The following is a 24,757-nucleotide window of genomic DNA, read 5'->3' as shown; positions in this document are numbered from 1 at the left end:
ATGGCTAAAGCTATGCTGGAGTATACCAAAACTGTACTTCAAAAAGTTAGTTTCGACTCAATGCTGTTTTGTAAGGAGTTGGAAAAAGCGATTTCTAGATTACTACCCGTAGAGGTAGAGGAATTAAAACATTGGCTAAAACAATTCATTACCGACAAGCCGGAATTAAAGCAATGTTTAATTTACATACAACCATAAATATAAAAGCCACTTAATCGAGTGGCTTTTTTATTTACTGGAGGTTCAAAAATTAATTTTTCCTAAACAAATCTTTAAAAAGGAAAGATTTAATTTTCGGACAAGGGATATCTACCCTTCTCTCTATCCCTCAGATTACATGCTTGTGGAAAATTAAAACAGAAATTACTTTTTGGTAATGGGACTTATGATCTTTACATCTTGAAAGGCAATGGCACCCCTGACCACGCTGGCAATAACTTCTCTAATGGCCTCTGTGATCTGAATTTTCAATTCACTCTTATGATATATCAAACTCACCTCCCTGGCAGGAGAGGGACTGTTGAAATACCTTAAATTTTGTTTTTTCTTTTCATCCAGCTCCAAGGTGTTTAGAAACGGTAAAAGCGTCATTCCCAATCCTTCATTTGATAGATTCACCAGGGTTTCGAAACTTCCGCTCTGAAGTTGAAAATGGTCATCCTCGAAACTTTTGGTTGACTTACATAAATTAATGATCCCATCCCTGAAACAATGTCCGTCCTTTAACAAGAGCACTTCATTTATATCCAAATCTTCTGGGTTTAGTGTCTCTAATTTGTGTAATTTATTGTTCGGTGGTACGTAACCAACAAAAGGTTCGTAATATAAAGGACGTTCCTTTATATACTCCACTTCTAAAGGTGTCGCGGCTATAGCTGCATCTAAATGTCCGTCCTGAATATTCCGTATAAGTCCATCTGTGTTTTGTTCCTTAATAATCAGATTGACCTTAGGGTATTTTTTTATAAATGTCTTAAGGAACATCGGGAGAAGGGTAGGCATAATGGTAGGTATAATGCCCAAGGTAAATTCCCCTCCTATAAAACCTTTTTCTTGGTCTACGATATCCTTGATGCGGTTGGCTTCGTTAACAATATTTTTTGCTTGGGAAACTATTTTTTGACCGACCTCGGTCACGGAAATTGGTTTTTTACTTCGATCAAAAATCAATATGTCCAATTCGTCCTCCAATTTTTGTACCTGCATACTTAAGGTAGGTTGGGTGACAAAACTCTTTTCGGCTGCAAGGGTGAAATTTTGATATTCGGCAACGGCCAAAACATACTGCAATTGGGTAATGGTCATAACAATAAAATTAAGTGATAAAATTATAAAAACTATCGATAAAACCTATACTATATAGCTGCTTTAATTTTATACTTTTAGAGGATAAATGTATTTCATTATGAAACTGAACAGTATAGGACTAGATGCCGATAAATCCAAAATATTAAGCAAAGATTTGAACCTTTTATTGGCCAACTTTCAGAGGTATTACCAAAACTTAAGAGGTATACACTGGAATATTAAGGGTAAACGCTTTTTTGACCTTCATGTAAAGTTTGAAGAGTTGTACACGGATGCCAATTTAAAGGTAGATCTGATTGCGGAGCGTATCTTGACTTTAGGAGGTGTGCCGCTGCATACTTTTGAGGACTACATTGCCAATTCCAAGGTTCCAGTAGGTAAAAACATTTCAGAGGATGAGGCGACCATTAGATTGGTGGTAGATTCATTAAAGGAACTCTTGGTTATTGAACGCAAAATATTAACTGCTTCCGATGATGCAAATGATGAAGGCACGAATGCTATGATGAGCGACTTTATAACGGAACAGGAAAAAACGATTTGGATGATGAAAGCTTGGTTGGAAGAACAGATGTGATTCCAAATGGGACAGACCAAATTGTATTTTGGATCAACAAAAAGCCCTGCAAGAAAACTTACAGGGCTATGGTATTTTTTAGTCAGGGATTCTAGTCGCCTTCACTCAGTGAAAAACTACCGTCCCCTTTAAAATTGACCACTTCAATAGTTACTACCCATATTCCGGATGCTCCTGCATCAGTTACACCACTGATGGAATCTGGCTCTGTACCACCCTGAATGCTGCGGTCCAAAACAATTACTCCTTCAGAGTCCTCAACGATTATCCTGAAGCTGCCTTCCCGGGCAAGAGTTACATCTGCATTGTAATCTGCAGTAGAAAGGTTGTTGTTCCAGCTAAACTTTCTGGTAGCGGTACCCCCATTTCCAGTAAAACTAGCGTCCACATCACCGTTGAAATCAGAACGGTCCCCGACAGTAAAATCTGAGGGACTAGCCGTAAGTTGCGTACCGTTGACAGTTACCCTGGCAAAGGTGTCTTCATCCTTGCTACAAGAAATAAATAGCACAAAGGCAGAAAGTAAAAATGTAATTTTTAAAGTTTTCATGTTCAATTTAATTAAGATTTGAAATTGTTTAACAACTATAACGTCAAAAACCCTACCTATATTTCCTTTTTTTTTTTTTTGGTAATTCCTATATTTAATAAAAACTGGATGTACAATTACAGAGGCTTTTGTGTGTATCATCTAACAAGAAAAAATAGTAGGGATGAAGTCGGCATGGCCGTACGAAGTCAATTATTATTATCATGTAGATAATTAAAGCTTGCCAATTGGTTAGCTTTACTGTTTGCTCCGACCAAGCAAGGAAATTACTTTTTATAAAATATCCATTCGTTAGCGATAACATAAAACGCGTTAAAGTCAAGTTAAACGCACAGTTTTATGGATATTTCAATTCAAATTTTGTAAATTATTTAAAGAAAAAAAACTATATGACAGAAGTAAAAGCATACGCAGCCAAGACATCGGATTCGGACATGGTTCCATTTAAATTGGACAGAAGGGATGTCACGGAAAATGACGTGAAAATAGATATTGAATTCTGTGGGGTTTGCCACAGTGATTTGCACCAAGTGAGAAACGATTGGAAAAATTCTGTTTATCCGGTTGTTCCAGGGCATGAAATTATAGGACGTATTACGGAAATTGGAGCCAATGTCACAAAGTTTAAAGTAGGACAATTGGTGGGAGTGGGATGTATGGTAGATTCTTGCCAGAAATGTAGCGCCTGTAAGGATGACATGGAGCAATTCTGTGAAAACGGGGCCACTTTTACCTATAATGGACCTGACAAGCATTTGGGTGGACACACCTTTGGAGGATATTCAGAGCAAGTGGTTGTTGATAAAGAATTTGTATTGAGTGTTCCTGAGAATTTAGATCCAAGGGCGGCAGCACCTTTATTGTGTGCCGGAATCACCACTTATTCTCCATTAAAACATTGGAATGTGAAAAAAGGGGATAAAGTAGGGGTCATCGGACTTGGAGGACTTGGACATATGGGAATCAAATTCGCACATGCCATGGGGGCCCATGTAGTAATGATTACAACTTCTCCCTCTAAAAGTGGCGATGCCAAAAAATTGGGAGCGGACGAAGTTTTGATATCCAAAGAAGAAGAACAGATGAAGAAGCATGCCGGTTCTTTTGATTTTCTTTTGAATACCATTCCTGTTGGACACGATATGAACCCTTATGTAAATCTTTTGAAAAGAGATGCAACCATGGTATTGGTCGGAGCTATAGAGCCTCTGGATCCTTTGCATGGAGGTAGTCTGGTAATGGGACGTAAACGTATTGCAGGCTCCTTGATAGGAGGTATCAAAGAAACCCAAGAAATGTTGGATTTCTGTGGAAAGCATAATGTGGTTTCAGATATTGAAATGATAGACATGCAGAATATTAATGAGGCTTTTGATCGTCTGGTGAAGTCAGATGTGAAATATCGCTTCGTTATCGACATGAAATCATTGAAAAATAGTTAATTAACGTAAGTATTTATATTTAATAAAGGCCTTCGGTGTATTCCGAAGGCCTTTTTTTATGGTACGTATCAAATTCCTATCCCCCTTTTATAAAGTGAAAGTATAACCATTTTTTGTACTCAATCTAGTAGTGGTCTTGGGTTCTTGAATTATAGATTACCTATGCAAAAATACTAGCCCATGATCCCACTAATCCTCTAATATTTACAATTATATTTTTTTAGTAAACGTGCGGTTCATCGAAAAAATATATCAGATTAACGAAATATGTTTATCTTCACTTTATCCCAAATCCTAAATATTATTAACCTATGCCGTAAAATTACTTCCTGAAATATATAGTTTACACCTTCATATCCTTACCTAAAAGATATGTTGAATCACATTAAAGGAACTGATTTTATGTGCATAAAATGCTTGTGCCATGAAAACCCCGAAAAACAATTCCTCCCTTTCATTTAAGGGTAACCACCTATCCGTTGTATTTCTTTTTTTAGTATTACTGCCATTGTCATTTTCCTTAAATGCACAAGAGGAAAATCCTTACCTCAAATACGATGTGCCTTTTCAAAACCTGCTTAAGTTCAATAGGTTTTTAATCAACCCTACCTTTTCTACCGTCAGGGAAGATAAATCCTATGTCAACTTTTTTCATAGGAGTCAATCTGCATTTTATGAAAACAATATGCAAAATTACTTTTTAAGTTATAGTGGTAGGATTAATGACCGCACCGGATTGGGGCTAAGCCTTTACAATCAGACCGAGGGGGTGGTAACCAATATTGGTATATTGGCCAATTATGCATATGGGGTTCGTTTGGGTGCAAATAGCGTTTTCTCCTTCGGCGTTAATATTCCATATTATCGCAGTAATGTGGACCAAAGTAAAATTGTGACCGGAGAGGAAGATCCGTTTTTGGATGGGTTGAATGAAAGCTCCATTTTGGCTTTCCAGCCAGGGATGAATTTGGCAATGGGAAATTTTGACATTGGTGTTTTTGCGGAAAATTTGGTCGATTTTAATCTAAAAACTGGAAAATCGTTGACCAATTTCAATGAAAAGACCTTTTCTACACACCTTCAATATACCCATGGGCTAAACAACAAAGGTGGTGTTTTTGAGGATGGGCGACTTTTGCCCTTGGCAAGGGTAAGATTCAGAGGTCAGGAAAGCATTGAATATGGTGGAGGGATAATTTTGGATCTTCCAAAAGTAGGATGGTTGCAGGGAGGATATGATAGTTTTTATGGAGTTTCTGCTGGAACAGGCTTTAATCTTAGTCGCAGATTATCTTTGGGCTATAATTTTGAAAAAGGATTGTCCAACAATTATGAAAATTTCGGGGTAACCCATGAAATTTCAGTAGCCCTTTCATTTATACCAAAACTCACGGAGGACATGGTGAATTTGGATACAGACGGCTATCAATCATTTGCTGTTGAGGAAACACCGGCAAATAATGAAAAACAACCTTTAGTCAAGGATATGGATAATTTTGAAGGGGATAAAGGTGAAAACTATGCCCTTCTTCAGCAGCTTCAATTTAGATTGGATTCCTTGGAGGCCAATAGGGAAAGGGATCTGGAACGTCGATTTGAAATGGTGATGCGCATCGTTAAAAGGGAAACAAAGGGAACCCGACCAGATTTAGAGGAAACTGCTAAAAGGGTTTATTTCGTAAACAACGATAAAACGCCAACGAAGGATACAGAATTAGTAGATCATTTGGTAACCGACCCCAATACGGAGGATATAGAAGTAGTATCAAATACCATTGAGGAATATAATTCAAAGGTAAGGGAGAGACCGGAATACAATGATCCTCAAGATATAATCACCCGTAAGTTTGGTAAAATTCCTGGAATAGACCAAGGGCACTACATTGTGGCCAATGTATTTGGTAATAAGGCTTATATGGACAATTTTGTCAAGGAATTACGGGCAGAGGGTTTAGAGGTAAACCATTTCAGAAATCCGGAAAACGGTTTGAACTACGTGTACCTTGCACATTTTAACGATAGCCAGGCTGCACGGGAAGCATACGTTACCAAAATGAATGGCAAGTACGGTAAAGAAATGTGGATCATGGATATTGATGATTCTCGTTATTCGGGGATGGCTACTCTGGAGTTTTCCGAAGAATAAGAAAAGGAGGAATGTATTTACCTTATTTTTTAGAATTCATATGATCGGCAATTGCACTTGACCCTGGACAACCTTTGTTTTTTAGTTCTTGGATAATATTGGGATGATCTTCTTGTCGGCCTTGGGATAATTTATAAGCGGCCTGGATATCACTGATCACTATTTTAAAACCTATGATACCTTTGGCTTGCCGCATGGTACTTGGCGACAAATTGTCTAACGAGAGGGGATTGGCTGAATCCTGCTCATATTTATCGACCAATTTATGAAGGGAAGCCAGTACATCAACATCTTCCATTAGGACTATTTTTCCGTAAATATGAACTGCAATGTAGTTCCAGGTAGGTACTTCTTCCTCTTTGTACCATGAGGACGATACATAACTATGTGGGCCATTAAAAATACAGAGCACCTCTTGGTCTCCCTTAAAATCTTTCAATTGCAAATTGGCTTTTGAGATGTGGCCTACCAGGACGTCTTGTCCGTCTTTATCTACATCCAATTCCAATGGGATATGGCTTGCCCAAGGTCTGCCTTTCACCTGATTGACCAAGATACCAAAGCTGTTTTTCTTGACAAATTCCTTTACTTCGTCTAAGTTTTCATTTTTATATTGTGCAGGAATGTACATGACTTGTTGGTATTTGTTTGAATAAATTAATCGTGATGTGTTTTCGAAGAAGCGGCTACCAATTTGTTGATTCCGTTCAGTTCTTGCTCTGTAAGGTATCTCCATTTACCAACGGGCATATCCAAATTGATATTCATGATCCTTACCCGCCTTAATTTAACCACTCTGTACCCCAAGTGCTCGCACATTCTTCTTATTTGTCGGTTTAGGCCTTGGGTAAGTACAATTTTGAAAACATTTCTGCCTACTTCCTCAACATGGCATTTTCTGGTAACCGTATCCAATATTGGAACGCCTGCGCTCATTTTTTGAACAAAATCACGGGTAACCGGCTTGTTTACGGTTACAATGTATTCTTTTTCGTGATTGTTTCTAGCCCTGAGGATTTTATTGACGATATCCCCATCACTGGTCAGTAAAATAAGACCCTCGCTGGGCTTGTCCAAACGACCTATGGGGAAGATACGCTTAGGATATCCTATAAAATCAATAATATTATCCTTTTCAACACCTGTATCGGTAGTGCAAACAATGCCTATGGGCTTATTAAAGGCTATATACACTTGTTTTTCTTTAGGCTCAGTTATGAGTTCCCCATCCACACGCACTTCGTCACCGGGAACAATTTTGGTCCCCATTTCGGGAACAGCTCCATTTATGGTTACTCTTCCCTGCTCAATAAGTTTATCGGCCGCTCTTCTAGAGCAGTATCCTACCTCACTCAGATATTTATTTATTCTTGTTGATTGGGCTTCTTCCATAAATAGCTTTTCTTTTATTCTGATTTTAAATTCCCTTTACGGCTGCCTCGGCACACCTTTCTCCATCCATGGCAGCCGAAACAATCCCTCCTGCATAACCTCCCCCTTCACCACATGGAAACAGGCCTTTGATCTGTGGATGTTCCAATTGTTCATTTCTTGGAATATTTACGGGCGAAGAGGTTCTGGATTCTACTCCAACAATATTGGCTTCGGCTGTGTAATAGCCATGCATCTTATCTCCAAATGCCTTAAACCCGGTTCTGAGCCTACTCCCAATAAGTTTGGGCAATAGAGAATGCAATGGGGCCGATTTTAATCCTGGTTGATAGGAAGTGTCATTTAAATCCACAGAAAGTTTTCCTTCAACAAAATCGGTAAGTCTCTGGGCCGGCGCAGTCTGACTCCTACCGCCAGAAGTATAGGCCAATTTTTCTAGATCCTTTTGATATTCCAAACCTTTTAGCGCACCAAAGTGATCGTATTTCGGAATATCCTGTTCTACATTTATTTCCACTACTATTCCGGAATTGGCATATAGATTATTTCTTTTGGAGGGCGACATGCCGTTAACGACGACTTCTCCATCTGCAGTGGCGGCCGGAACAATAAACCCGCCAGGGCACATACAAAACGAATATACACCCCGATCCTTTACTTGCTGTACCAAGCTATACGCTGCGGCAGGCAGTAACTCATTACGCTCCCCTTCACAGTGATATTGGATGCTGTCTATTATATGTTGTGGATGCTCTACCCTTACCCCCATAGCAAATGACTTGGCTTGAAGCGCAACTTGCCTTTTCTGCAATAAATAATAAATGTCCCTAGCGGAATGACCTGTGGCCAAAATCACAGAATTCACCTTCATCTCCGTGCCGTTTTTTAAAATAAGGGCCTGAAGGACATTGTTTTTGATGATGAAATCCACGACCCGACTTTCAAAATGAATTTCCCCGCCATATTCTAAAATGGTCTCCCTTATATTTTCCACAATTTGGGGCAACTTATTGGTTCCTATGTGGGGGTGGGCATCTATCAATATTTGCTCCGTTGCACCATGGTACACCAGATTCTCAAAAATTCTTCTTACATCTCCTCTCTTAAGGCTTCGGGTATATAACTTACCATCGGAATAGGTGCCGGCCCCGCCTTCCCCAAAACAATAATTGGAATCTTCGTCTACCGTGTGTTGCTGGTTAATGGCTCTTAGGTCTCGCCTTCTTTCCCTTACTTTTTTTCCGCGTTCTAAAACAATAGGTTTATAACCAAGTTCTATGCATCTTAGCGCAGCATACATCCCTGCAGGACCAAAACCGATGATATGTATTTCCTTGGCTTTTGAAACATCTTTATAATCGAATGTATGCCCAGAAGTTTTGGGCATTGGTTCTTGGACGTAAACTGCAACTTTATAATTGAAGAAAATCTGAGGTTTCCGGGCATCAATAGACTTTCTGATAATCTGAATACCATTGATCTCTTTTTCATCGACATGCAGATGATAGGCTGCTTTTTTTTTCAAAATGCCCTCCATCGTTTCTTCTTCGATACTTACCCGTAGCTGAATTGTTTTCACCATGGTGCAAAATTACGGTAATTCTTATAATAAAGAAGATGAAAATAGCTTGGGTTGCCAATTGATTTAAAAAGAGATTTACCTGGTGAATTGGTTGTGTAGACTGGATATAGATTATTTATTTATGCGAATGAGCACATGGGCACAGGAAATAAGATATACTTTAGCAGTATCATAAGTAGGTTAAAAATTTAGTTTCTTCGAGTAAAGAATACTATTTTGAAAAAAAGAGGATGTAGGGGTACATCCTCTTTTTGTTTTTATACAATTGGTCTAAATTGCATCAGTACCATCAGTAAAACTGCAAAAAAAACCTTTTTAAAAACTGAAGGTTGACTAACCTTAGGCCAGTTATCTCAGGCATGCCGTCTTTACAATATTTCCTATCTACAGTTTCCAACAATAATTTTCACATTTCTACAGCCTTTTTGGAGGCATCCAGCATCAAAAGTTTCAATACATCCTCGATAAAGAACAGTTCGGCAATTCTTTTTTAAACACCTTGTAAATTTAATACAGCTTTGTTCAAAGAATTTTTTAAACAAACTATATCATGCAAAAATTAGCTTTGATCATCGCGGCACTAATTACCAGCATCATAAGTACCGCTCAAGAAAGACCAGTACCCAAGAATCTGGGCGAAATTAGCTTTAAAGCAAACAGCACAACAATACTTGAGGATTATAATTATGTCATAATTCATTCCAAAAAATACAGCACCAAATCATACAATGGTCCAATGGCTTGTATGGTTCAAGGGAACACCCTACAAATAGCCAATTTCCCTTTAATAGGTTGGTTTGGGGCTCAACTGCTTGGAAAATGGAATATCCCTTTGATTCATTCGTATGAGAATGCTACCTTTTCTACTTTTTGCTAACTTTAACCAGGTCGACAATTCAGAGCCATTTTTCCAAAATGGTTGGGATATGCTCTATTAACTATAAATAAATACCATGCTTAGATTTTTTAAGGAATTGGGAAAAGGATTCATAATTGGCAATGCCATCTTCATTATCATATTGGTAAGTTATTATGTAAAGGGTACCTCTGTATTTTTTGATGAGAAGCTATTTGAGGGTTATTTGGATACCCTTGTTTATGCGGTGACCATCTATTTGGCCAATGCATATATTTGGATCTATCTCAGTAAAAAATATGGATCAGGTCTGTTTACATTGAAGAATATGGTTATTGGGTTCTGCAGTAATATTGTGGTATCCTTATTAGCTATTTTAATGGTGAGGATCGTCGTAAATGTAGGGTTTGGGAACATGTCCATATCTGTATTTTTGGCATCGGAAAATTTGATTTTCTACTACATCGCTTTTTTGATTGCCTTGGTATTGACTTTGATTTTCTATTCATTTTTCTACTACAGATACAGACAGGAGAATAAAGTTAAAGAACAAAAAATTATTGCCGGTACAGCTTCCGCAAAGTTCGATGCCCTTAAGAACCAATTAGATCCACATTTTTTGTTCAACAGTTTAAATGTACTGACCAGCCTCATTGAAGAAGATCCGGTACAGGCCCAAAAATTCACCACTTCCCTTTCTAAGGTATATAGATATGTTTTGGAGCAGAAAAATAAGGATCTGGTGACCGTAGATGAGGAATTGGAATTTGCCAGGACCTATGTGCGGCTGTTGAAAATGAGATTTGAGGACAGTATTATTTTTCATATTCCCGATCACAGCATTAACCCAGAGGCCAAAATAGTGCCCTTGTCCTTACAGCTTTTACTGGAAAATGCGGTGAAGCACAATGTGGTCACTTCAAAAAGGCCTTTGCATATAAAGGTATTTGAGCGTAATGGGATGTTATGTGTCAGTAACAATCTACAGGAAAAGCAAGTGGTAAAGAAAAGCAGTGGGGTAGGGTTGCACAACATACAACAACGATATCAGATTTTGACCGACAAAAAAGTAATTATAAACAAGACAGCATCAGAATTTAGCGTACAACTCCCGATGCTGGTAAAACAAGTTTCAATTATGCAAACACAAGAAAATTATATAGACGATAAACGTTATCAAAAAGCAAAAGAGCGCGTAGAAGCAATTAAATCCTTTTATGGAAACCTGGTTTCCTATTGTATCGTAATTCCCATTTTGGCATATATCAATTATAGGACTACCAGTTTCCCTTGGGTTATTTTCCCCGCTTTGGGTTGGGGTTTTGGAGTAATTGCCCATGGCATGGAGGCCTATGGTTATAATCCCATATTTGGAAAAAGTTGGGAGGAGCGCAAAATGAGAGAATACATGGAGGACGATAATTTTTAATTCCCAATATTCTTATTCAAAGGAAGAGAAATACGGTTCAGTCCAATAAAAATGCAGTTGGGTAAGGATATTTTACTTCTATCGGCCTTAAGACTTAATTTTATATAACGAAACCTAATAAAAACTAAAACGATCATCATGGAATCATCTAACAGGGAAAATAAATACTTAAGAGCTAAGGATCGAGTTGAGGAAATAAAGAAGTTCTATTCTAATCTCATCTCATATACTGTATTTATTAGCTTTTTGGCATTCATTAATTATTTTACCAATGAATGGAGCTATCCCTGGTTTTTATGGGCAGCTTTTGGATGGGGTATAGGATTATTTTTTCAAGCTTTGAAAGTGTTTCAGTTCAACTTACTTTTTGGGAAAAATTGGGAGCAGCGTAAAATAGAGCAATTTATGAAGGAAGAGGAAAGCCAAAAAAAATGGGAATAATCAAGTATCGAAGAAGATAAAAAACATAAAATGGAAAATAAAGATTTAATAAAAAAGGAAAGAGCCCTTCAACGGGTTAAGGAACTAAAGGGATTTTATATTCATTTAGCGGTTTATATAGTCGTCAATAGCTTTATTTCCGTGAACAAAGTGATCAGGAATATGTCTAATGGAGAGACCTTCGAAGAAGCATTTGTTGACTTTGGGACATTTGCCATATGGTTCTTTTGGGGAATTGGCCTTGCCTTCCATGCCATGAAAGTATTTTCCTTTAATCCGTTTTTCGGTAAGGATTGGGAGGAACGTCAAATTAGAAAGTACATGGAGAAAGAAGAAAATGAATCTAAAAAATACCTATAGATGAAAACTGACATGACAAACCTGAATAGTTTTCAAAAAGCAAAGAAGCGTTTGGAGCGACTTAAAAGCTTCTATACGCACCTATCGGTCTTTTTGATTGTTAACGGTGGGCTGATTATCACCTACTTTTTCACTAAGCCATCTATTTTTCAAGCCACAACAAATAAGGAATTCATAAAGTGGGTTGATTGGAATGTTTTGTTGACGCCTATAATCTGGGGTGTCTTTTTAATAGCACATGCATCCTGTGTTTTCCAATGGAGATTGCCCTTTTTGCAGAGATGGGAAGAAAGGCAATACAACAAAATCATTGAAAAGGAAAATCAAGGAATTTGAAATTGTACCTTTAATCTCTAGAAGCAATTTATACCAACCACATACCTTTTTAAATGAATACCATAATAATTGAAGATGAAAAACCTGCTGCAAGAAGATTGGGGAGATTGTTGTCCGATTTAAATGTTGAGGTAACCGTGATGTTGCATTCTGTTGAGGAATCTATTTTATGGTTCAAAAACAATCCCCACCCGGATTTGATCTTTTTGGATATTCAACTTTCAGACGGACTTTCCTTTGAAATTTTTGAGGAAGTTGAGGTACATAGTGCCATTATTTTTACCACCGCTTATGATGAGTATGCCCTCCAAGCTTTTAAGTTAAACAGCATAGATTATTTATTAAAACCTATCGATGACGAAGAGTTGGAAAGTGCACTTAAAAAGTACAGTTCACTACGTGCCAAAAAGCAACCCATTGCCATCGATTTTGAGGATATAAAAAAGTTGTTGGTGAACCCATTGGAACGGGAATATAAAAAGAGATTTACAGTGAATGTCGGACAGCATTTAAAAATTATTAATGCAGATGACATAGAATGTTTTTACAGTGAGAACAAAGGTACCTATGCGGCAACTATTGAAGGTAGAAATTATTTGTTGGATACCACCTTGGACAATCTGAACGAAGAGCTGGAGCCCAAACAATTTTTTAGGGTTAGCAGAAAATTTTATGTCAACATCAAACATATTAAAGACATTATTTCCTACACTAATTCTAGGTTGCAAATCAAGTTAAATCGGTTTTCGGAACAAGAAATCATCGTAAGTAGAGAGCGGGTAAAGGATTTTAAGTTTTGGTTGGAATAAAGCTGTTTAATTATCTGGAATACAGTTAAATAAAACGTTCAATAAATAGCTATAGAATTTCCTTATAGTAAACAAAATTGAGCTTTTGGACCATCTAGTCGATTCTGTTTTCATCAAAAGCGGACGGTAAAAGTTTAGGGATCAATTTGATAAAAATTGGTAATAAGACAGCCCCCCCAGGGAGTATAAAAATGGCGAGGGAAGGAATGCTTTTAAAAATATCAATGAGCTGATTTTGTACTTTTTTCTTTTCCTCAGAGGTTAGATCCCGCATGGTGGATTTGGATAAAAGCGCCACCAATTCTTTGCTTTCTGACAGTTCTTTAAGTAATCTTTTACTGTTTCTAAGGATTAATTTATTTACTATTTTAGACATGCTTTCGTAAAATTGCACGGCTAAATTATGGTCTTTTAAATGAGGGACTTTGTTGGCATTTAACTGAAAAAAAGTGGTGACATCTTCCAAAGATTCTGCAATAGCTCCATGGTCAAATCCCAGGTCTTTTCCGATGCCATAAATGAAGATGGATTCCTTGTATTCAAGTGAGAAATCCTCCCAAACTGTAAGGCAGGAAACATCTAAAAAATACTGATTTTCCTGTACTGAAAATTGACTGTTAAGTTGGTCCCTATAAGCCCCATCAAAATTATCTTTTTGTCCGTCAATAAACGAAAGGGACGAGGCAAATAATTGTGCCAATCGTTCATCGTTCTTATTTTTCTCCTTAGAATTTAAGGTGTGATAAGTAAGGTTTATGGTAATATGTTCTAAATCTTGTGCGTGTTTTTTAACCTCTATATCTCCTTGTAAATATCTTTTAAAGGTAAGGGTATCTATAAAAAGAAGGGAATTTGTAATAACACTATTAAAGGTCTTACTAATTACATTGTCCTCCAGATAAACACGGGAATCAATCAATTTTTCCAATTGGGAAGAGGTTTTCTTTCCTGTCAATATTTTGTTCAGAAAGGAAATCTGACTTACTTCCAAGAGTTGGTAGAACTTAAATATGGATTCCAAAAATTCTTTAAAATCTACCTTTTCTTTTTCAAAGGCATAGGTAAAGTAAAGAGCTGTAAGGAGATTTACTTTGGCACTTTCATCTTCTGTAAGATTGTGCTTGGCTGCTATGAATTTGGGGACCGATACGTTTATTCCATATATGAAGCCACAGGTTTTTAAATCCTTGTAGAGTGCATCAAAATTTGTGTAAAGATGCGGCTTGTCCTTTACTAGTGATCCAAACTTATCTATCCAACCTGATGAAGAGGGATTCATTACCTATTTATTTAAAGGATCAAATTAACGGAAAATATGTGACTTTATAATTTTTGGTCCTTTAATATATAAGAGGGGTAAAACATACTTAACAAATAATTAACATATTAAAACCAAACCCTCCCAAACTTAGTTGCGTAGGTAAGGCAGAAACAAAATCTAAAAACAAAAAGTAATGAAAAAAACAAAAATTTATTTAGGCCTGGCAGTATTAGCTGTAGCTAGTATTATTATGGTGTCTGCCGACCACATTGATGCACCTTCAACACAAGGTACCACTGCTGATATTGCAGACTTTTACGGATTTGAGCCTACTGTAGGTTCTGACAACACCGTATTTGTGGTGGATTTACAATCCAATGTATTGCCAGATTTGGCCTACGGAACATTCGATGAAAATGTTTTGGTTGAAATCAACATTGATACCAATGGGGATTTAATTGAGGATAGCGTAATACAAGCCATCCCAAGAAATGGAAGAATGTATTTCTTTGGACCGGCTGCCCCATCTCAAACAGGATTGGATAGCGAGGTATTGGTAGATTCTCCATTAGGAGATGTTGAGATCTCAGGATCAACAGCAATAACCGAAACCACTTCAAACGGAACAATGTTATTTGCAGGACCAAGACAAGATGCCTTTTTCTTTGACTTTTTCCAATTCAACGCGGTAATTGGTGGAATGGCTCCAGGAGGGTTTAAAACAGCTGCAGAAGCCGAGAACACGTTTGCCGGAGCTAACACAATGTCTATTGTAGTAGAAATTCCAAACAGTGTAATTGGTAACACAACAGCAACAAACGCATTGGGAACTCCAGTTTACAAGACTTGGGTAACTACAAACGTAAAACAATAACAACATTAATTTAAAAAGAAATACAATTATGAAACTATACAATATAAAAACAACGTTTTTGTCAGTTTTGGCTCTTGCAGCAATGGCTTCTTGTAGCAATGATGATGACATGACCACAATGGAACCTAATCCAACCCCAATGGGAGAAGATTTTTCAGGAACCTATTCCCAGGCAGATCATATGGGAAGACCGGGAATCAACACGGTACTAAGTGCCGATGTGGAAGGACAAGCAAGTGTGAAGGATGCTTTCAACAGAACCATACCTTCGCAAATGGCTGCCAATTTCCAAGTTGGATTTGAGGCAAGATTAGAGCAGTACCATGATGTGTACGCAGATTTATTGGGTGCCCCAAGGGAAGATGTAAATTACGAGCCTAATATCTTAGGGTTGGACGCTACTACCTTGACTACCGTATTGGCAAGTGATGCTTTGGATATTGCTCCAAATACACCAACGTCCTATTTCAACGGAACAGAGGTCTTAACTGGTCGTGCTTTGTCTGATGACATTATCGATATTTCTTTAATCCTTCTTTTTGGAGGGGAAACAGGAGATCGTTTCAGTGGACAGGATACAGATGGTGATGGTACCGCAGATTTACCACGCTTAACTTCTGATGGGGTTAGCTTAACAGCCACACTTTCTACATCATTCCCTTACTTGGGATCTCCAAACTAGTATTATTACCTATGAAAAGGAGAGTAGGGGAGGGTATTCGTATCCTCCCTTATTTTAAAAGATTACAATTTCAATACACCTAAAAACATTGATCATGAAATATCTATTCCTATTCGTACCGCTGTTATTTTTGTTCTCTTGTCAAAACTCAGAACAAGCACAAGTAACGAATCAAAAAGACTACGATAAATTTTTAGTATCCAGCCCATCAAGGACCACATCCAATTATTATGAGCTATGGAACTCGAAAATTAAACCAGATAGTATGCAACTTACCAGTTTTGGTATTGTAGCTGGTGAATACAACCGTTATTTCCAGAATACGGGAGACATTACTTATCTCAAAAAGGCTGAACAGGCTTTGGAAAAAGCTGTGGAAATTGCAGCGATTGGAAAAGCAGGATACCAAAGGGCACTTGCTAGAAATTACATTTCACAACATAGATTTAGGGAAGCCTTGGAATTAGCAGAAGCTGCCCGTTTATGGGGTAGTGGCATAGAGGATACCCAAAGTCTACTTTTCGATATCCATATGGAATTGGGGAACTATCCCAAAGCAGGGAAATATCTGGACAGTATTAAGAACATGTCACAATTTGGATATTTGATCCGTGCTGCAAAATGGAACGATTATAAAGGAGATTTGGATACCACCATTCGATTTATGGAAATGGCGAAACAGAAAGCCGAAGATTCCAAGAACACCAGTTTGTTACTGTGGTCCTATACCAACATCGCCGATTATTATGGACACGCAGGGAAAATTAAGGATTCCTATGAACATTATTTAAAGTCATTACAATTGGATCCTCAAAATGCTTATGCTAAAAAAGGCATAGCATGGATTGTATTTTCTTATGAAAACAATCCCAAAGAAGCCTTACGTATTCTGGATTCTGTAACGAAAGACTACCGTGCACCGGATTATTACCTACTGAAATCAGAGATCGCAGCTTATGAGAACGATAAGTTGAAGTCACTCGAAAATCTGGATAAATATTACATGGCAGTTCAAAATCCTGCCTATGGAGATATGTACAATGTCTATAATGCATCTTTATATCTTGAAAATACGGGTCAATATGAAAAGGCTTTCATGATAGCAGAAAAGGAAGTGCAAAACAGACCAACGCCGCATTCTTACGACCTTCTCGCATATAGTTACTTAAAAATTGGTGAAAAAGACAAAGCTTTGGATGTGGTTGAAAAACATATCGATGGCAAAACATTTGAACCAAATATACTATACCATACGGCTGAAATCTATAAGGCCAATGGCAAGACTTCCAAAGTAAATGAGCTTAAAAAGGAGTTGTCCGGTGCAGCATATGAGCTTGGACCTGATTTGGCCGATAAAATCTCCAAACTCTAGATAAATAATACTTTAATTTTTAATAAAATGGTCCTCATAGTATGTATGGGGGTAATAAAGAACAGTCTAAAATGAAACCATTCATTCTTATTTTAATGCTTTTTGTTGGGCAAATAATGCTTGGTCAAGTAGTTTCTGGGAAGCTTCTGGATGAAAATAAAGATGCCATAGAAGGAGCTTACATTTTTAACCACATCAGGGATAAACATACCCATACAAATGAACTGGGATCTTTTAAATTAAGAGATACCTATGTTGGAGATACTATAATAATAGGGGCATTGGGTTTTGAAAAACTGCAATACGTACTTGAGACTAAAGATTTGGACAATCCATTGACCTTGGTGCTCAAGGAAGATCTCTATCAATTGGAGGAAGTGATTATCAGACCAAACGTAAACGGCATCAATGTTGTTGCTGAAATTGATTTAAAAACGGCACCTGTAAAATCCTCCCAAGATCTTTTACAAAAAGTTCCAGGTTTGATAATCGGGCAACATGCAGGAGGGGGCAAGGCGGAACAGTTATTTTTAAGGGGTTTTGATATAGACCATGGAACGGATGTAGCCATTGCCGTGGACGGAATGCCTGTTAATATGGTTTCACATGCCCACGGACAAGGCTATGCCGACCTGCATTTTGTTATTCCAGAAACCTTGGACAATATAGATTTTGGCAAAGGGCCCTATTACGCTGACCATGGAAATTTTGGCACCGCTGCTTATGTAGACTTTGGGACCAAACAGCGTTTAAAAAAGAACACGGTGCAATATGAATACGGAGATTATGGGTGGAACAGAACCTTGGGGATGTTCAATTTGTTGAACGACGATACCAATGCAGCCTATGTGGCCACAGAGCTGATTCAGTTTGATGGTCCTTTTGAATCGCCACAAAATTTTTCGAGAATCAATATTTTCGGAAAATATACCTCCAGATTAAGGGATAATGGGTTGTTCTCTCTTTCCGGCTCCCATTTTACCAGCACCTGGGATGCTTCTGGACAAATACCACAACGGGCTGTTGATAATGGCAGTATTTCCCGTTTTGGTGCTATAGACGATACAGAAGGCGGTTCTACAGAACGAACCAATTTCAATGTCTCCCTGAAAAAGGTAGTGGATGAAGACACCTTTATAAAAGCTAATGCCTTCTATTCCAATTACAAATTTCTGTTATTTTCCAATTTCACCTTTTTCTTGGAAGATCCGGTAAATGGAGACCAGATCAAGCAACAGGAGGAAAGGGATATTTTTGGACTAAATACGGAACTGAATAAGAACTTGGATTTCATGGATATTCCCGTGCAGTTAAAAGTGGGCGCTGGATTTAGGACCGATGACATTCAGGATAATGAACTCTCACGAACCTTGAACAGAAAAACAACCTTGGAAAATATTCAACTGGGGGATGTTAGGGAAACCAATGTTTTTGGATATGCCAATCTAGAATTCAAATGGAAAAAATGGATGGTGGCACCAGGATTAAGGATAGATGACTTTAGCTTTAATTATGTAGATGCACTGCGGGAAGAATACCAAAACCAAGCTGTAAACAAAACCAAAGTTTCACCAAAATTGAACATTGCCTATACTCATTCCAACGACCTTCAGTTTTTTCTAAAATCGGGTATAGGGTTTCACTCCAACGATACCCGTGTGGTTGTGGCACAAGAAGGTAATGATATTTTGCCTGCAGCCTATGGTACCGATTTTGGGACTATTTGGAGACCTACCAATAAGCTATTGGTCAACGCTGCTGCCTGGTACCTTTATTTGGAACAGGAATTTGTATATGTAGGCGACGCAGGGATTGTTGAACCCAGTGGCAAGACTGAACGATTTGGACTTGATGTGGGGCTTAGATATCAATTTACGGATTGGTTGTTTCTCAATACAGACGCAACATATACACACGCTAGAAGCATAGAGGCCCCAAAAGGAATGGACTATATCCCCTTGGCGCCAGACTTTACCTTGGTTGGTGGATTGAGCGTTGTTAATTTGGGAAGGCTATCTGGAGGACTTCGATTCCGTTATTTGGATGATAGGCCTGCGAATGAAGAAAACTCCATTATAGCCAAGGGATATGCCGTAACAGATATCAACGCCAATTATCTTTTGAGCAAGAACCTGTCCTTGGCGCTATCCATAGAAAACCTATTTAATACGGAATGGAATGAGACACAATTTGCAACCGAGTCCAGGTTGGAAAACGAAAACACTTCCGTAGAGGAGATACACTTTACACCAGGAACCCCATTCTTTATAAAAGGGAGCTTGAGCTATACATTTTAATGATAAGGCGCTAAGCGATGTGGTAGCTTAGTGGTTTTTAGGTGGACACCGCGGCATTTATGTCGCGGTGTTTTTTTTTGATTAACGGTCAATTTATTGGATGAAGGACAAAACCCTTAATGAGTGTAGCTCGTAAGTATTTTAAATTGGAAGATAGGGCATTGGCCCAAATTATTAACGAGAACCCAAATTCATTACACTATGGACTATTATCTTTTTTCACTCTGGATCTATTTTATGATACATACATCAGTACGTATATATTTTGCTCAATTAAGTCTTCAAAGGACACTTAAGCGGGAATCAAAATATGTAGTAAACTGGAGTTCAAAGGTTTAAATATTGCATTGGCCTACTTTTATTTCGCTATTGCTTCAGGCTTCCAACATTATTGGAAGCCTTTTTAATTGAGATAATTATCTTAGTACCTACTTTTTGTAAGAATATTAAGAAGATATTAACAATTTTTGTAGGAAATTATGGTTGAAATACATATTTTTATCGTTCAAGTGGATTGACCTACGTTCCTTTTGACAATAAAATTGAAACGATTATTCAGTAAAAGTTTTATAACCAACTCTTTTTTGCAAACCTAAATCTATATTATTATGGCGTACATCCTTTTTTTTATTTGGCTGGCTTTAATGGTATTTTTTGGAGGTTTAATATTCTTTGCATATAGATCTTTGCAACGAATATTGAAATCGGGCAAATAAACAACTTGGTAGGGTTTACATAAAAGGTTCTTGTCTGCTATTGATCTGTAATAGTATTACAATTTATTCGCAGTGGTAAACGCCTATTTAGCTGTTTTTGATGAAAGCTCCCCCACAAATACTGAGCAAAAAAAAATCTTTTGAAGACGTTAAGGAAATTTCTCCTTAGTACCTTCAAAAGATTTTTTTAATTTATGGTGGTTTCTGTTTAGACCGCTCCTAGTGTATATAGTTGTTCCAAGTTAGGGGATTCACTACCTCCGGTAGGTTCCAAGGTGATACCAAATGCTTCCGATTCATTAGGGTTGGCAAAGGCAAAAACCTTATTATCATCGTTCTTAAAGTCTTCCAATAGACCCATGCTTGTTGGGGTTAGCGGACTTAACTTTAATGACCAAACTTGATAGACCATTCCATCTGGTGGTTCAGGAAGTCCCTGGGCATCTATGAATACTTTTTGTTCTGCCTTGTTCCAATATGCCTTGGCATAGGAGGTTGGCGATACAGTTTGACCGCCTAAGGCAATCACCTCTATGTTCCTATCCCGTATAGTGTTGAGCAGTTCTTTTGATTTTTCTAAGGATGTATTCGCCTCAAAAATCTGTTGTTCCAAAACCTCGTTGGTTTGTGAAGCCACATTGATCTCCGATTTTAATTGCGTATTTTGATTGTACATCCACAACATTCCCACTGCAAGAAGTATGGAAGCTGCCCAACCAACATAGGTAAACCAATTGGTTTTGCTATCGGTCATTGTTATTACTTTTGAGTCGCTTAATGCAGCTATCCTCCTCCTAATATCATTAAACCCTTTGCTGCCAGAGCGCACAGGTGCTGCGGCCTTGCTTAAGGCCAAGATGGCCGCTTCTATGGCCAAAATCTCTTCCTTTATTTCGGGATATTGCTCTGCGTTCCGGGCTACCTCCAAGTTTTCTTCCTCAGAGAGTGTACCAGCAACGTAGAGTTCTAAAATTCCTGATGTTATATATTTGTTTACGTCCATTTTATATCGCTATATTGCCCCTAATCTGTGAAATACAATTTCTATTTCTTGTTTTTACCGTTCCCACGGGAATATCCAATTCTTCTGCAGCCTCTTTTTGAGTATATCCTTTAAAATATAGAAGTTCAATTATTTGAACACACTTTTCCTTTAAATTCTTCAACAGGTTCTGGATTCCAATAGTATCCATTTGACTATTAAGGTCATCTTTGCTTTCAAGTATATCTACGAAAAAATCAGAAGATAGGTTTTGTTTACTGTTCTTATTTGATTTTGATCTTAATTCATCAATTGCAGCATTTCGGGCGATATTCATGATCCATGTAAAAAACCGGCCTTTGGAAGCATTATAGCTTTCTGCATTGTTCCAAGCCTTCATAAATACATCTTGACAAATTTCTTCGGCAAGATCTGTGTTTTTTACTATGGTATTAATGACTCCGCAAATATTTTCAGAATACATGGCATAAAGCTTTTCAAAAGCTTTCATGTCCTTTGACTGAAAATGTGATACTAATACCTCTAATTCCATTTAATTTTTTTAGGATAGAAAGATAAAGAAAAAGCTACTTATTTAAGTAGCTTTTTCTTCCTTATTACTTCTAATATGTTCTTATTGGATAATACCTGTACAACTTACCCTGGCACCTGCATCACCTGAAGGTTGAGATACAAAATCGTCCACCCCTTGGTGTACAATAACAGCCTTACCTACAATATTCTTTGTCATGTCATCACAACCAATACACCACTCATCCGTTTCAAATTCCACTGTGGCATTACCTACCTCATCTGCTGTGAAATTCCCAATATCTCCTCTGTGGTATCCTTCGGCAGCACCCCATTTTCCGTGATCTTGAAAAGTTGGGTTCCAGTGTCCTCCCGTAGATTTTCCATCGGCCGAGGAACAATCTGCCTTTTCATGGATGTGGATGGCATGTTCTCCAGCTGTAAGACCGTTAAGATTGGCCACCATTTTTACCATGCCATCGGTTTGTGTAAAGGTAACATCACCCGTTACCTTGCTATCACTTTTAGGTTCCATGTTGAATTTAATTACCTCTTCTGTGACCTCTTCTTTTATTTCTTGCATCGTCTCTTCCATCTCGTCAGAAGCTTCTTTGGCTTCTTTTTTAACCTCTTTACAACTATAAGTAAGGGCTACAATGGCTATCAGAGACATTAATTTTATTTTTTTCATAATCCTAAATTTAAAAGTTTTATTAAAGTTACATATAATTTAATGTCCATTCAATCATATCGGCTATAGTTTTCCCAATTTATATCCAATTGTCTGCACTCATTTTTTAATCAGTTAATTATTGGATGATTTCGGTTAATCCATCAAACCCGATAAAATTTGGGTAGGACTCGTCAAGGTCTTATGTACTGGACATTTGTTGGCTATTTCCAGGATTCTTTGCCGTTGATTTTTATCCAATTCCCCAGTGAGTTTAATTTCACGTTTGTAGGTGTCAATAGTTGAATTTGATTCATCTTCTTGGGACTCACTAATAGGTGCTGACTTTTCATAAGAAGTGTGCACCTCCACATTTTCAAGGTCCCATCCTTTTCTCTTGGCGTACATCTGGATGGTCATTACCGTACAAGCGGTCAATCCTGCTGCAAGCAATTCATGTGGGGAGGGACCATAATCCTGTCCGCCTACCGATATGGGCTCATCGGCTACTAGATAGTGGGATCCAACTTTCATCTGGGTGGTAAACCCATCATGGGCATCTAAACTTCCAACAACCTGATGTTTTGTTCGTAATGGTTGGGCATCGGGATATTCTAAATATCTTTTGCTCCAGGCAGCAATGACTCCCCCTGCATATTGGGAATCATTTTTGTCCATTAACAGGTGGTCTGCATTATCTAGAGAGACAAAACTTTTTGGATGGTGGGCGGCCTTATATAGTGCTTCGGCATGTGCAATACCAACGGTCTTATCCAGAGGAGAATGCAAGTAAAGGATTGGTATCCTTAATTCATGTACCAGATCTAGGAGGGATCGATTCTCAAGATCGTCCAAAAATTGTTTTTTAATGGTGAAATCCCGTCCCCCTAGGTTGACGCTTGCCTTTCCAGTTTCCTTTATTTCTGCAAGGTCATTTTTTAGTAACCCTTTTACATGGGTTGAATCTGATGGGGTGCCAATGGTGGCTATGGCCTTAATGCCTACAATCTTTTCTGAAGCGAGTAACGCAGCTACGCCTCCTAATGAATGACCAATGATGAGCGTTGGTGCCTGATAGTTCTCTTTTAAAAAGGCCGCCGCCGATAATAAATCGGCCACATTACCAGAAAGGTTGGTATTCGAAAAATCCCCTTCGCTATCACCCAATCCGGTAAAGTCGAAACGAAGTACCCCAAAACCCTTTTCTGTTAAGGCCCTACTGATATTCTTAACTGCCAATAGATTTTTATTGCAGGAAAAACAGTGGGCGAAAAGCGCAAAATTATGGGGTTTTTGATCGGCAGGTAATTCAATACGACCTTCCAAGGTAGCCCCTTCGTTGTTTTTAAAAGTGACTTTTTGAAGATTCATCTACTGTTGCTTTTTTCTTAGGTCGGGATTAAAGAACACACCTATCTGTATCCTATCAAAATTCCCCGAGTTAAAGTGATTTTTCAGATAGCCCAATTGCATACTGCTGTTCTGGGTAATGTGAATTCCAAGTGCTGCATATAGTCTGTTTTGACCAAAGGCATTGTCCTGAAGATTGATAAAAATCTCATCATAAAAATTCAGAAAAAATATGTCTGTCAAGGGTAAGGTGGCCTGAATGCGATAACGGGCACGGTGTTGGGTGTCTTTTCCATTGTTTCTAAACGACGTATTGTCTATAAAGCGTTGCTCCAGGCGGTACCTGTGTTCAATAAGAAACTCCCATAACTTGTTCTTTAGAATCAATTGTTGAAAAATTCGATGTTCCAAAATTTCATTCCCGGCGAAGGATGCATCTTGTAATGGTATTTCTTCAAATGTGGGATCCGTATCTATATAACCATATCCCAATGTTGCGATGGCATTTTCATTTATATGATAGTTGAGTCCAGTTCGCAAGAGTAATTGATTAAAGTTGCCGGTAGTTTCATAGTATCTAAATTGGGCTTCTGTGTGGACACTGAACTTGTCAGAAATTTTATTGGTTCCAAAATACATATACCATGCCCCAAATGTATCTTCTCCTGTTTCCTGGGCGCTCATGCCAATAGTTAGCATTAGCGTAAGAAGTGTAATGATTTTCTTCATAGTGCTATAAAAATTTAAGCTTCCCGTTCTGAAAGTCAAAAGGGGAAGCTTTTTGTGTTAAATTC

Annotated in this window: 25 protein-coding genes; 14 read left to right on the top strand and 11 right to left on the bottom strand. The window is 38.0% G+C overall.

The annotated features are described in order from the left end of the window. Entirely contained in the window at window positions 1-198 is a 198-nt protein-coding gene (locus tag SB49_RS06185) for a hypothetical protein (protein ID WP_062054849.1), read from the top strand. Between the two features lie 165 nt (window positions 199-363). Here SB49_RS06185 and SB49_RS06180 read toward each other — a convergent pair whose 3' ends face one another. Continuing rightward, window positions 364-1,305, bottom strand: a complete 942-nt coding sequence (locus SB49_RS06180) for a LysR substrate-binding domain-containing protein (protein WP_062054847.1) — start codon at window positions 1,303-1,305, stop codon at window positions 364-366. A gap of 100 nt (window positions 1,306-1,405) precedes the next feature. Here SB49_RS06180 and SB49_RS06175 point away from each other — a divergent pair, with 100 nt between their 5' ends. Next, window positions 1,406-1,885: a Dps family protein gene (locus SB49_RS06175; protein WP_062058924.1), complete on the top strand. Its 480-nt coding sequence runs from the start codon at window positions 1,406-1,408 to the stop codon at window positions 1,883-1,885. 91 nt (window positions 1,886-1,976) lie between these two features. Here the strand turns inward: SB49_RS06175 and SB49_RS06170 are convergent, their stop codons facing one another. Continuing rightward, window positions 1,977-2,435, bottom strand: a complete 459-nt coding sequence (locus SB49_RS06170) for a hypothetical protein (protein ID WP_062058922.1) — start codon at window positions 2,433-2,435, stop codon at window positions 1,977-1,979. Between the two features lie 389 nt (window positions 2,436-2,824). Between SB49_RS06170 and SB49_RS06165 the strand changes: the two genes are divergently transcribed. Both SB49_RS06165 and SB49_RS06160 read left to right on the top strand, forming a co-directional pair. Beyond that, on the top strand, window positions 2,825-3,877 hold the full coding sequence (locus SB49_RS06165; RefSeq protein ID WP_062054845.1) for an NAD(P)-dependent alcohol dehydrogenase: 1,053 nt from the start codon (window positions 2,825-2,827) through the stop codon (window positions 3,875-3,877). Window positions 3,878-4,301: 424 nt separating this feature from the next. After that, window positions 4,302-6,023, top strand: a complete 1,722-nt coding sequence (locus tag SB49_RS06160; protein ID WP_062054843.1) for a PorP/SprF family type IX secretion system membrane protein — start codon at window positions 4,302-4,304, stop codon at window positions 6,021-6,023. A 22-nt stretch (window positions 6,024-6,045) separates the two neighbouring features. On the opposite strand, the gene SB49_RS06155 is transcribed toward SB49_RS06160, so the two are convergent. Genes SB49_RS06155 through SB49_RS06145 form a run of 3 tightly spaced genes read right to left on the bottom strand, consistent with a single transcriptional unit; the run spans window position 6,046 to window position 8,997 of the window. Then, window positions 6,046-6,654, bottom strand: coding sequence for an FMN-binding negative transcriptional regulator (locus SB49_RS06155; RefSeq protein ID WP_062054842.1), 609 nt, complete (start codon window positions 6,652-6,654; stop codon window positions 6,046-6,048). 26 nt (window positions 6,655-6,680) lie between these two features. Next, a complete protein-coding gene (rluF, locus tag SB49_RS06150) occupies window positions 6,681-7,415 on the bottom strand; it encodes a 23S rRNA pseudouridine(2604) synthase RluF (protein ID WP_062054840.1) in 735 nt (244 codons plus the stop codon). A gap of 25 nt (window positions 7,416-7,440) precedes the next feature. Beyond that, window positions 7,441-8,997, bottom strand: coding sequence for an NAD(P)/FAD-dependent oxidoreductase (locus SB49_RS06145; RefSeq protein ID WP_062054838.1), 1,557 nt, complete (start codon window positions 8,995-8,997; stop codon window positions 7,441-7,443). Between the two features lie 550 nt (window positions 8,998-9,547). Here SB49_RS06145 and SB49_RS06140 point away from each other — a divergent pair. From SB49_RS06140 to SB49_RS06115, 6 genes are all read left to right on the top strand, one after another. Further along, a complete protein-coding gene (locus SB49_RS06140) occupies window positions 9,548-9,874 on the top strand; it encodes a hypothetical protein (RefSeq protein WP_062054836.1) in 327 nt (108 codons plus the stop codon). Window positions 9,875-9,950: 76 nt separating this feature from the next. Beyond that, the gene (locus SB49_RS06135; RefSeq protein ID WP_062054834.1) at window positions 9,951-11,282 is read left to right on the top strand and encodes a 2TM domain-containing protein; all 1,332 of its coding nucleotides are present in this window, start codon (window positions 9,951-9,953) and stop codon (window positions 11,280-11,282) included. Window positions 11,283-11,420: 138 nt separating this feature from the next. Then, the gene (locus SB49_RS06130; protein ID WP_062054832.1) at window positions 11,421-11,723 is read left to right on the top strand and encodes a 2TM domain-containing protein; all 303 of its coding nucleotides are present in this window, start codon (window positions 11,421-11,423) and stop codon (window positions 11,721-11,723) included. 30 nt (window positions 11,724-11,753) lie between these two features. Next, window positions 11,754-12,083 (top strand): 2TM domain-containing protein, encoded by a 330-nt coding sequence (locus SB49_RS06125; RefSeq protein ID WP_062054830.1) that lies wholly within the window; start codon window positions 11,754-11,756, stop codon window positions 12,081-12,083. Further along, complete coding sequence (locus tag SB49_RS06120; protein WP_062054828.1) at window positions 12,084-12,419, top strand: 2TM domain-containing protein; 336 nt, start codon at window positions 12,084-12,086, stop codon at window positions 12,417-12,419. 53 nt (window positions 12,420-12,472) lie between these two features. After that, the gene (locus SB49_RS06115; RefSeq protein WP_062054826.1) at window positions 12,473-13,228 is read left to right on the top strand and encodes a LytR/AlgR family response regulator transcription factor; all 756 of its coding nucleotides are present in this window, start codon (window positions 12,473-12,475) and stop codon (window positions 13,226-13,228) included. A gap of 94 nt (window positions 13,229-13,322) precedes the next feature. Here the strand turns inward: SB49_RS06115 and SB49_RS06110 are convergent, their stop codons facing one another. Further along, window positions 13,323-14,507: an LETM1-related biofilm-associated protein gene (locus SB49_RS06110; RefSeq protein ID WP_062054824.1), complete on the bottom strand. Its 1,185-nt coding sequence runs from the start codon at window positions 14,505-14,507 to the stop codon at window positions 13,323-13,325. 175 nt (window positions 14,508-14,682) lie between these two features. Here SB49_RS06110 and SB49_RS16235 point away from each other — a divergent pair, with 175 nt between their 5' ends. The 4 genes from SB49_RS16235 to SB49_RS06090 all read left to right on the top strand — a co-directional run bounded on the left by SB49_RS16235 (window position 14,683) and on the right by SB49_RS06090 (window position 19,714). Next, a complete protein-coding gene (locus tag SB49_RS16235) occupies window positions 14,683-15,363 on the top strand; it encodes a DUF4331 family protein (RefSeq protein WP_062054822.1) in 681 nt (226 codons plus the stop codon). Window positions 15,364-15,391: 28 nt separating this feature from the next. Further along, window positions 15,392-16,045: a DUF4331 family protein gene (locus SB49_RS16230; protein WP_062054820.1), complete on the top strand. Its 654-nt coding sequence runs from the start codon at window positions 15,392-15,394 to the stop codon at window positions 16,043-16,045. A gap of 94 nt (window positions 16,046-16,139) precedes the next feature. Beyond that, on the top strand, window positions 16,140-17,417 hold the full coding sequence (locus tag SB49_RS06095; protein ID WP_062054818.1) for a tetratricopeptide repeat protein: 1,278 nt from the start codon (window positions 16,140-16,142) through the stop codon (window positions 17,415-17,417). Between the two features lie 71 nt (window positions 17,418-17,488). After that, on the top strand, window positions 17,489-19,714 hold the full coding sequence (locus SB49_RS06090; protein WP_062058920.1) for a TonB-dependent receptor: 2,226 nt from the start codon (window positions 17,489-17,491) through the stop codon (window positions 19,712-19,714). A 924-nt stretch (window positions 19,715-20,638) separates the two neighbouring features. Here SB49_RS06090 and SB49_RS06085 read toward each other — a convergent pair. The 5 genes from SB49_RS06085 to SB49_RS06065 all read right to left on the bottom strand — a co-directional run bounded on the left by SB49_RS06085 (window position 20,639) and on the right by SB49_RS06065 (window position 24,692). Then, window positions 20,639-21,433 (bottom strand): anti-sigma factor, encoded by a 795-nt coding sequence (locus tag SB49_RS06085; RefSeq protein WP_062054816.1) that lies wholly within the window; start codon window positions 21,431-21,433, stop codon window positions 20,639-20,641. A 1-nt stretch (window position 21,434) separates the two neighbouring features. Continuing rightward, on the bottom strand, window positions 21,435-21,965 hold the full coding sequence (locus tag SB49_RS06080; protein ID WP_062054814.1) for an RNA polymerase sigma factor: 531 nt from the start codon (window positions 21,963-21,965) through the stop codon (window positions 21,435-21,437). An 81-nt stretch (window positions 21,966-22,046) separates the two neighbouring features. After that, complete coding sequence (locus SB49_RS06075; protein WP_062054812.1) at window positions 22,047-22,634, bottom strand: superoxide dismutase family protein; 588 nt, start codon at window positions 22,632-22,634, stop codon at window positions 22,047-22,049. A 135-nt stretch (window positions 22,635-22,769) separates the two neighbouring features. After that, window positions 22,770-23,984: a bifunctional alpha/beta hydrolase/OsmC family protein gene (locus SB49_RS06070; RefSeq protein ID WP_062054810.1), complete on the bottom strand. Its 1,215-nt coding sequence runs from the start codon at window positions 23,982-23,984 to the stop codon at window positions 22,770-22,772. After that, the gene (locus tag SB49_RS06065) at window positions 23,985-24,692 is read right to left on the bottom strand and encodes a DUF2490 domain-containing protein (RefSeq protein WP_062054808.1); all 708 of its coding nucleotides are present in this window, start codon (window positions 24,690-24,692) and stop codon (window positions 23,985-23,987) included. It lies immediately after the preceding gene. Between the last annotated feature and the right edge of the window lie 65 nt (window positions 24,693-24,757).

Origin of the sequence: Sediminicola sp. YIK13 (genome assembly GCF_001430825.1) — a bacterium.
Classification (GTDB): Bacteria; Bacteroidota; Bacteroidia; order Flavobacteriales; family Flavobacteriaceae; genus Sediminicola.
Note: the sequence above shows the minus strand (reverse complement) of the source record. Positions and strands in the feature narration are given on the sequence as shown.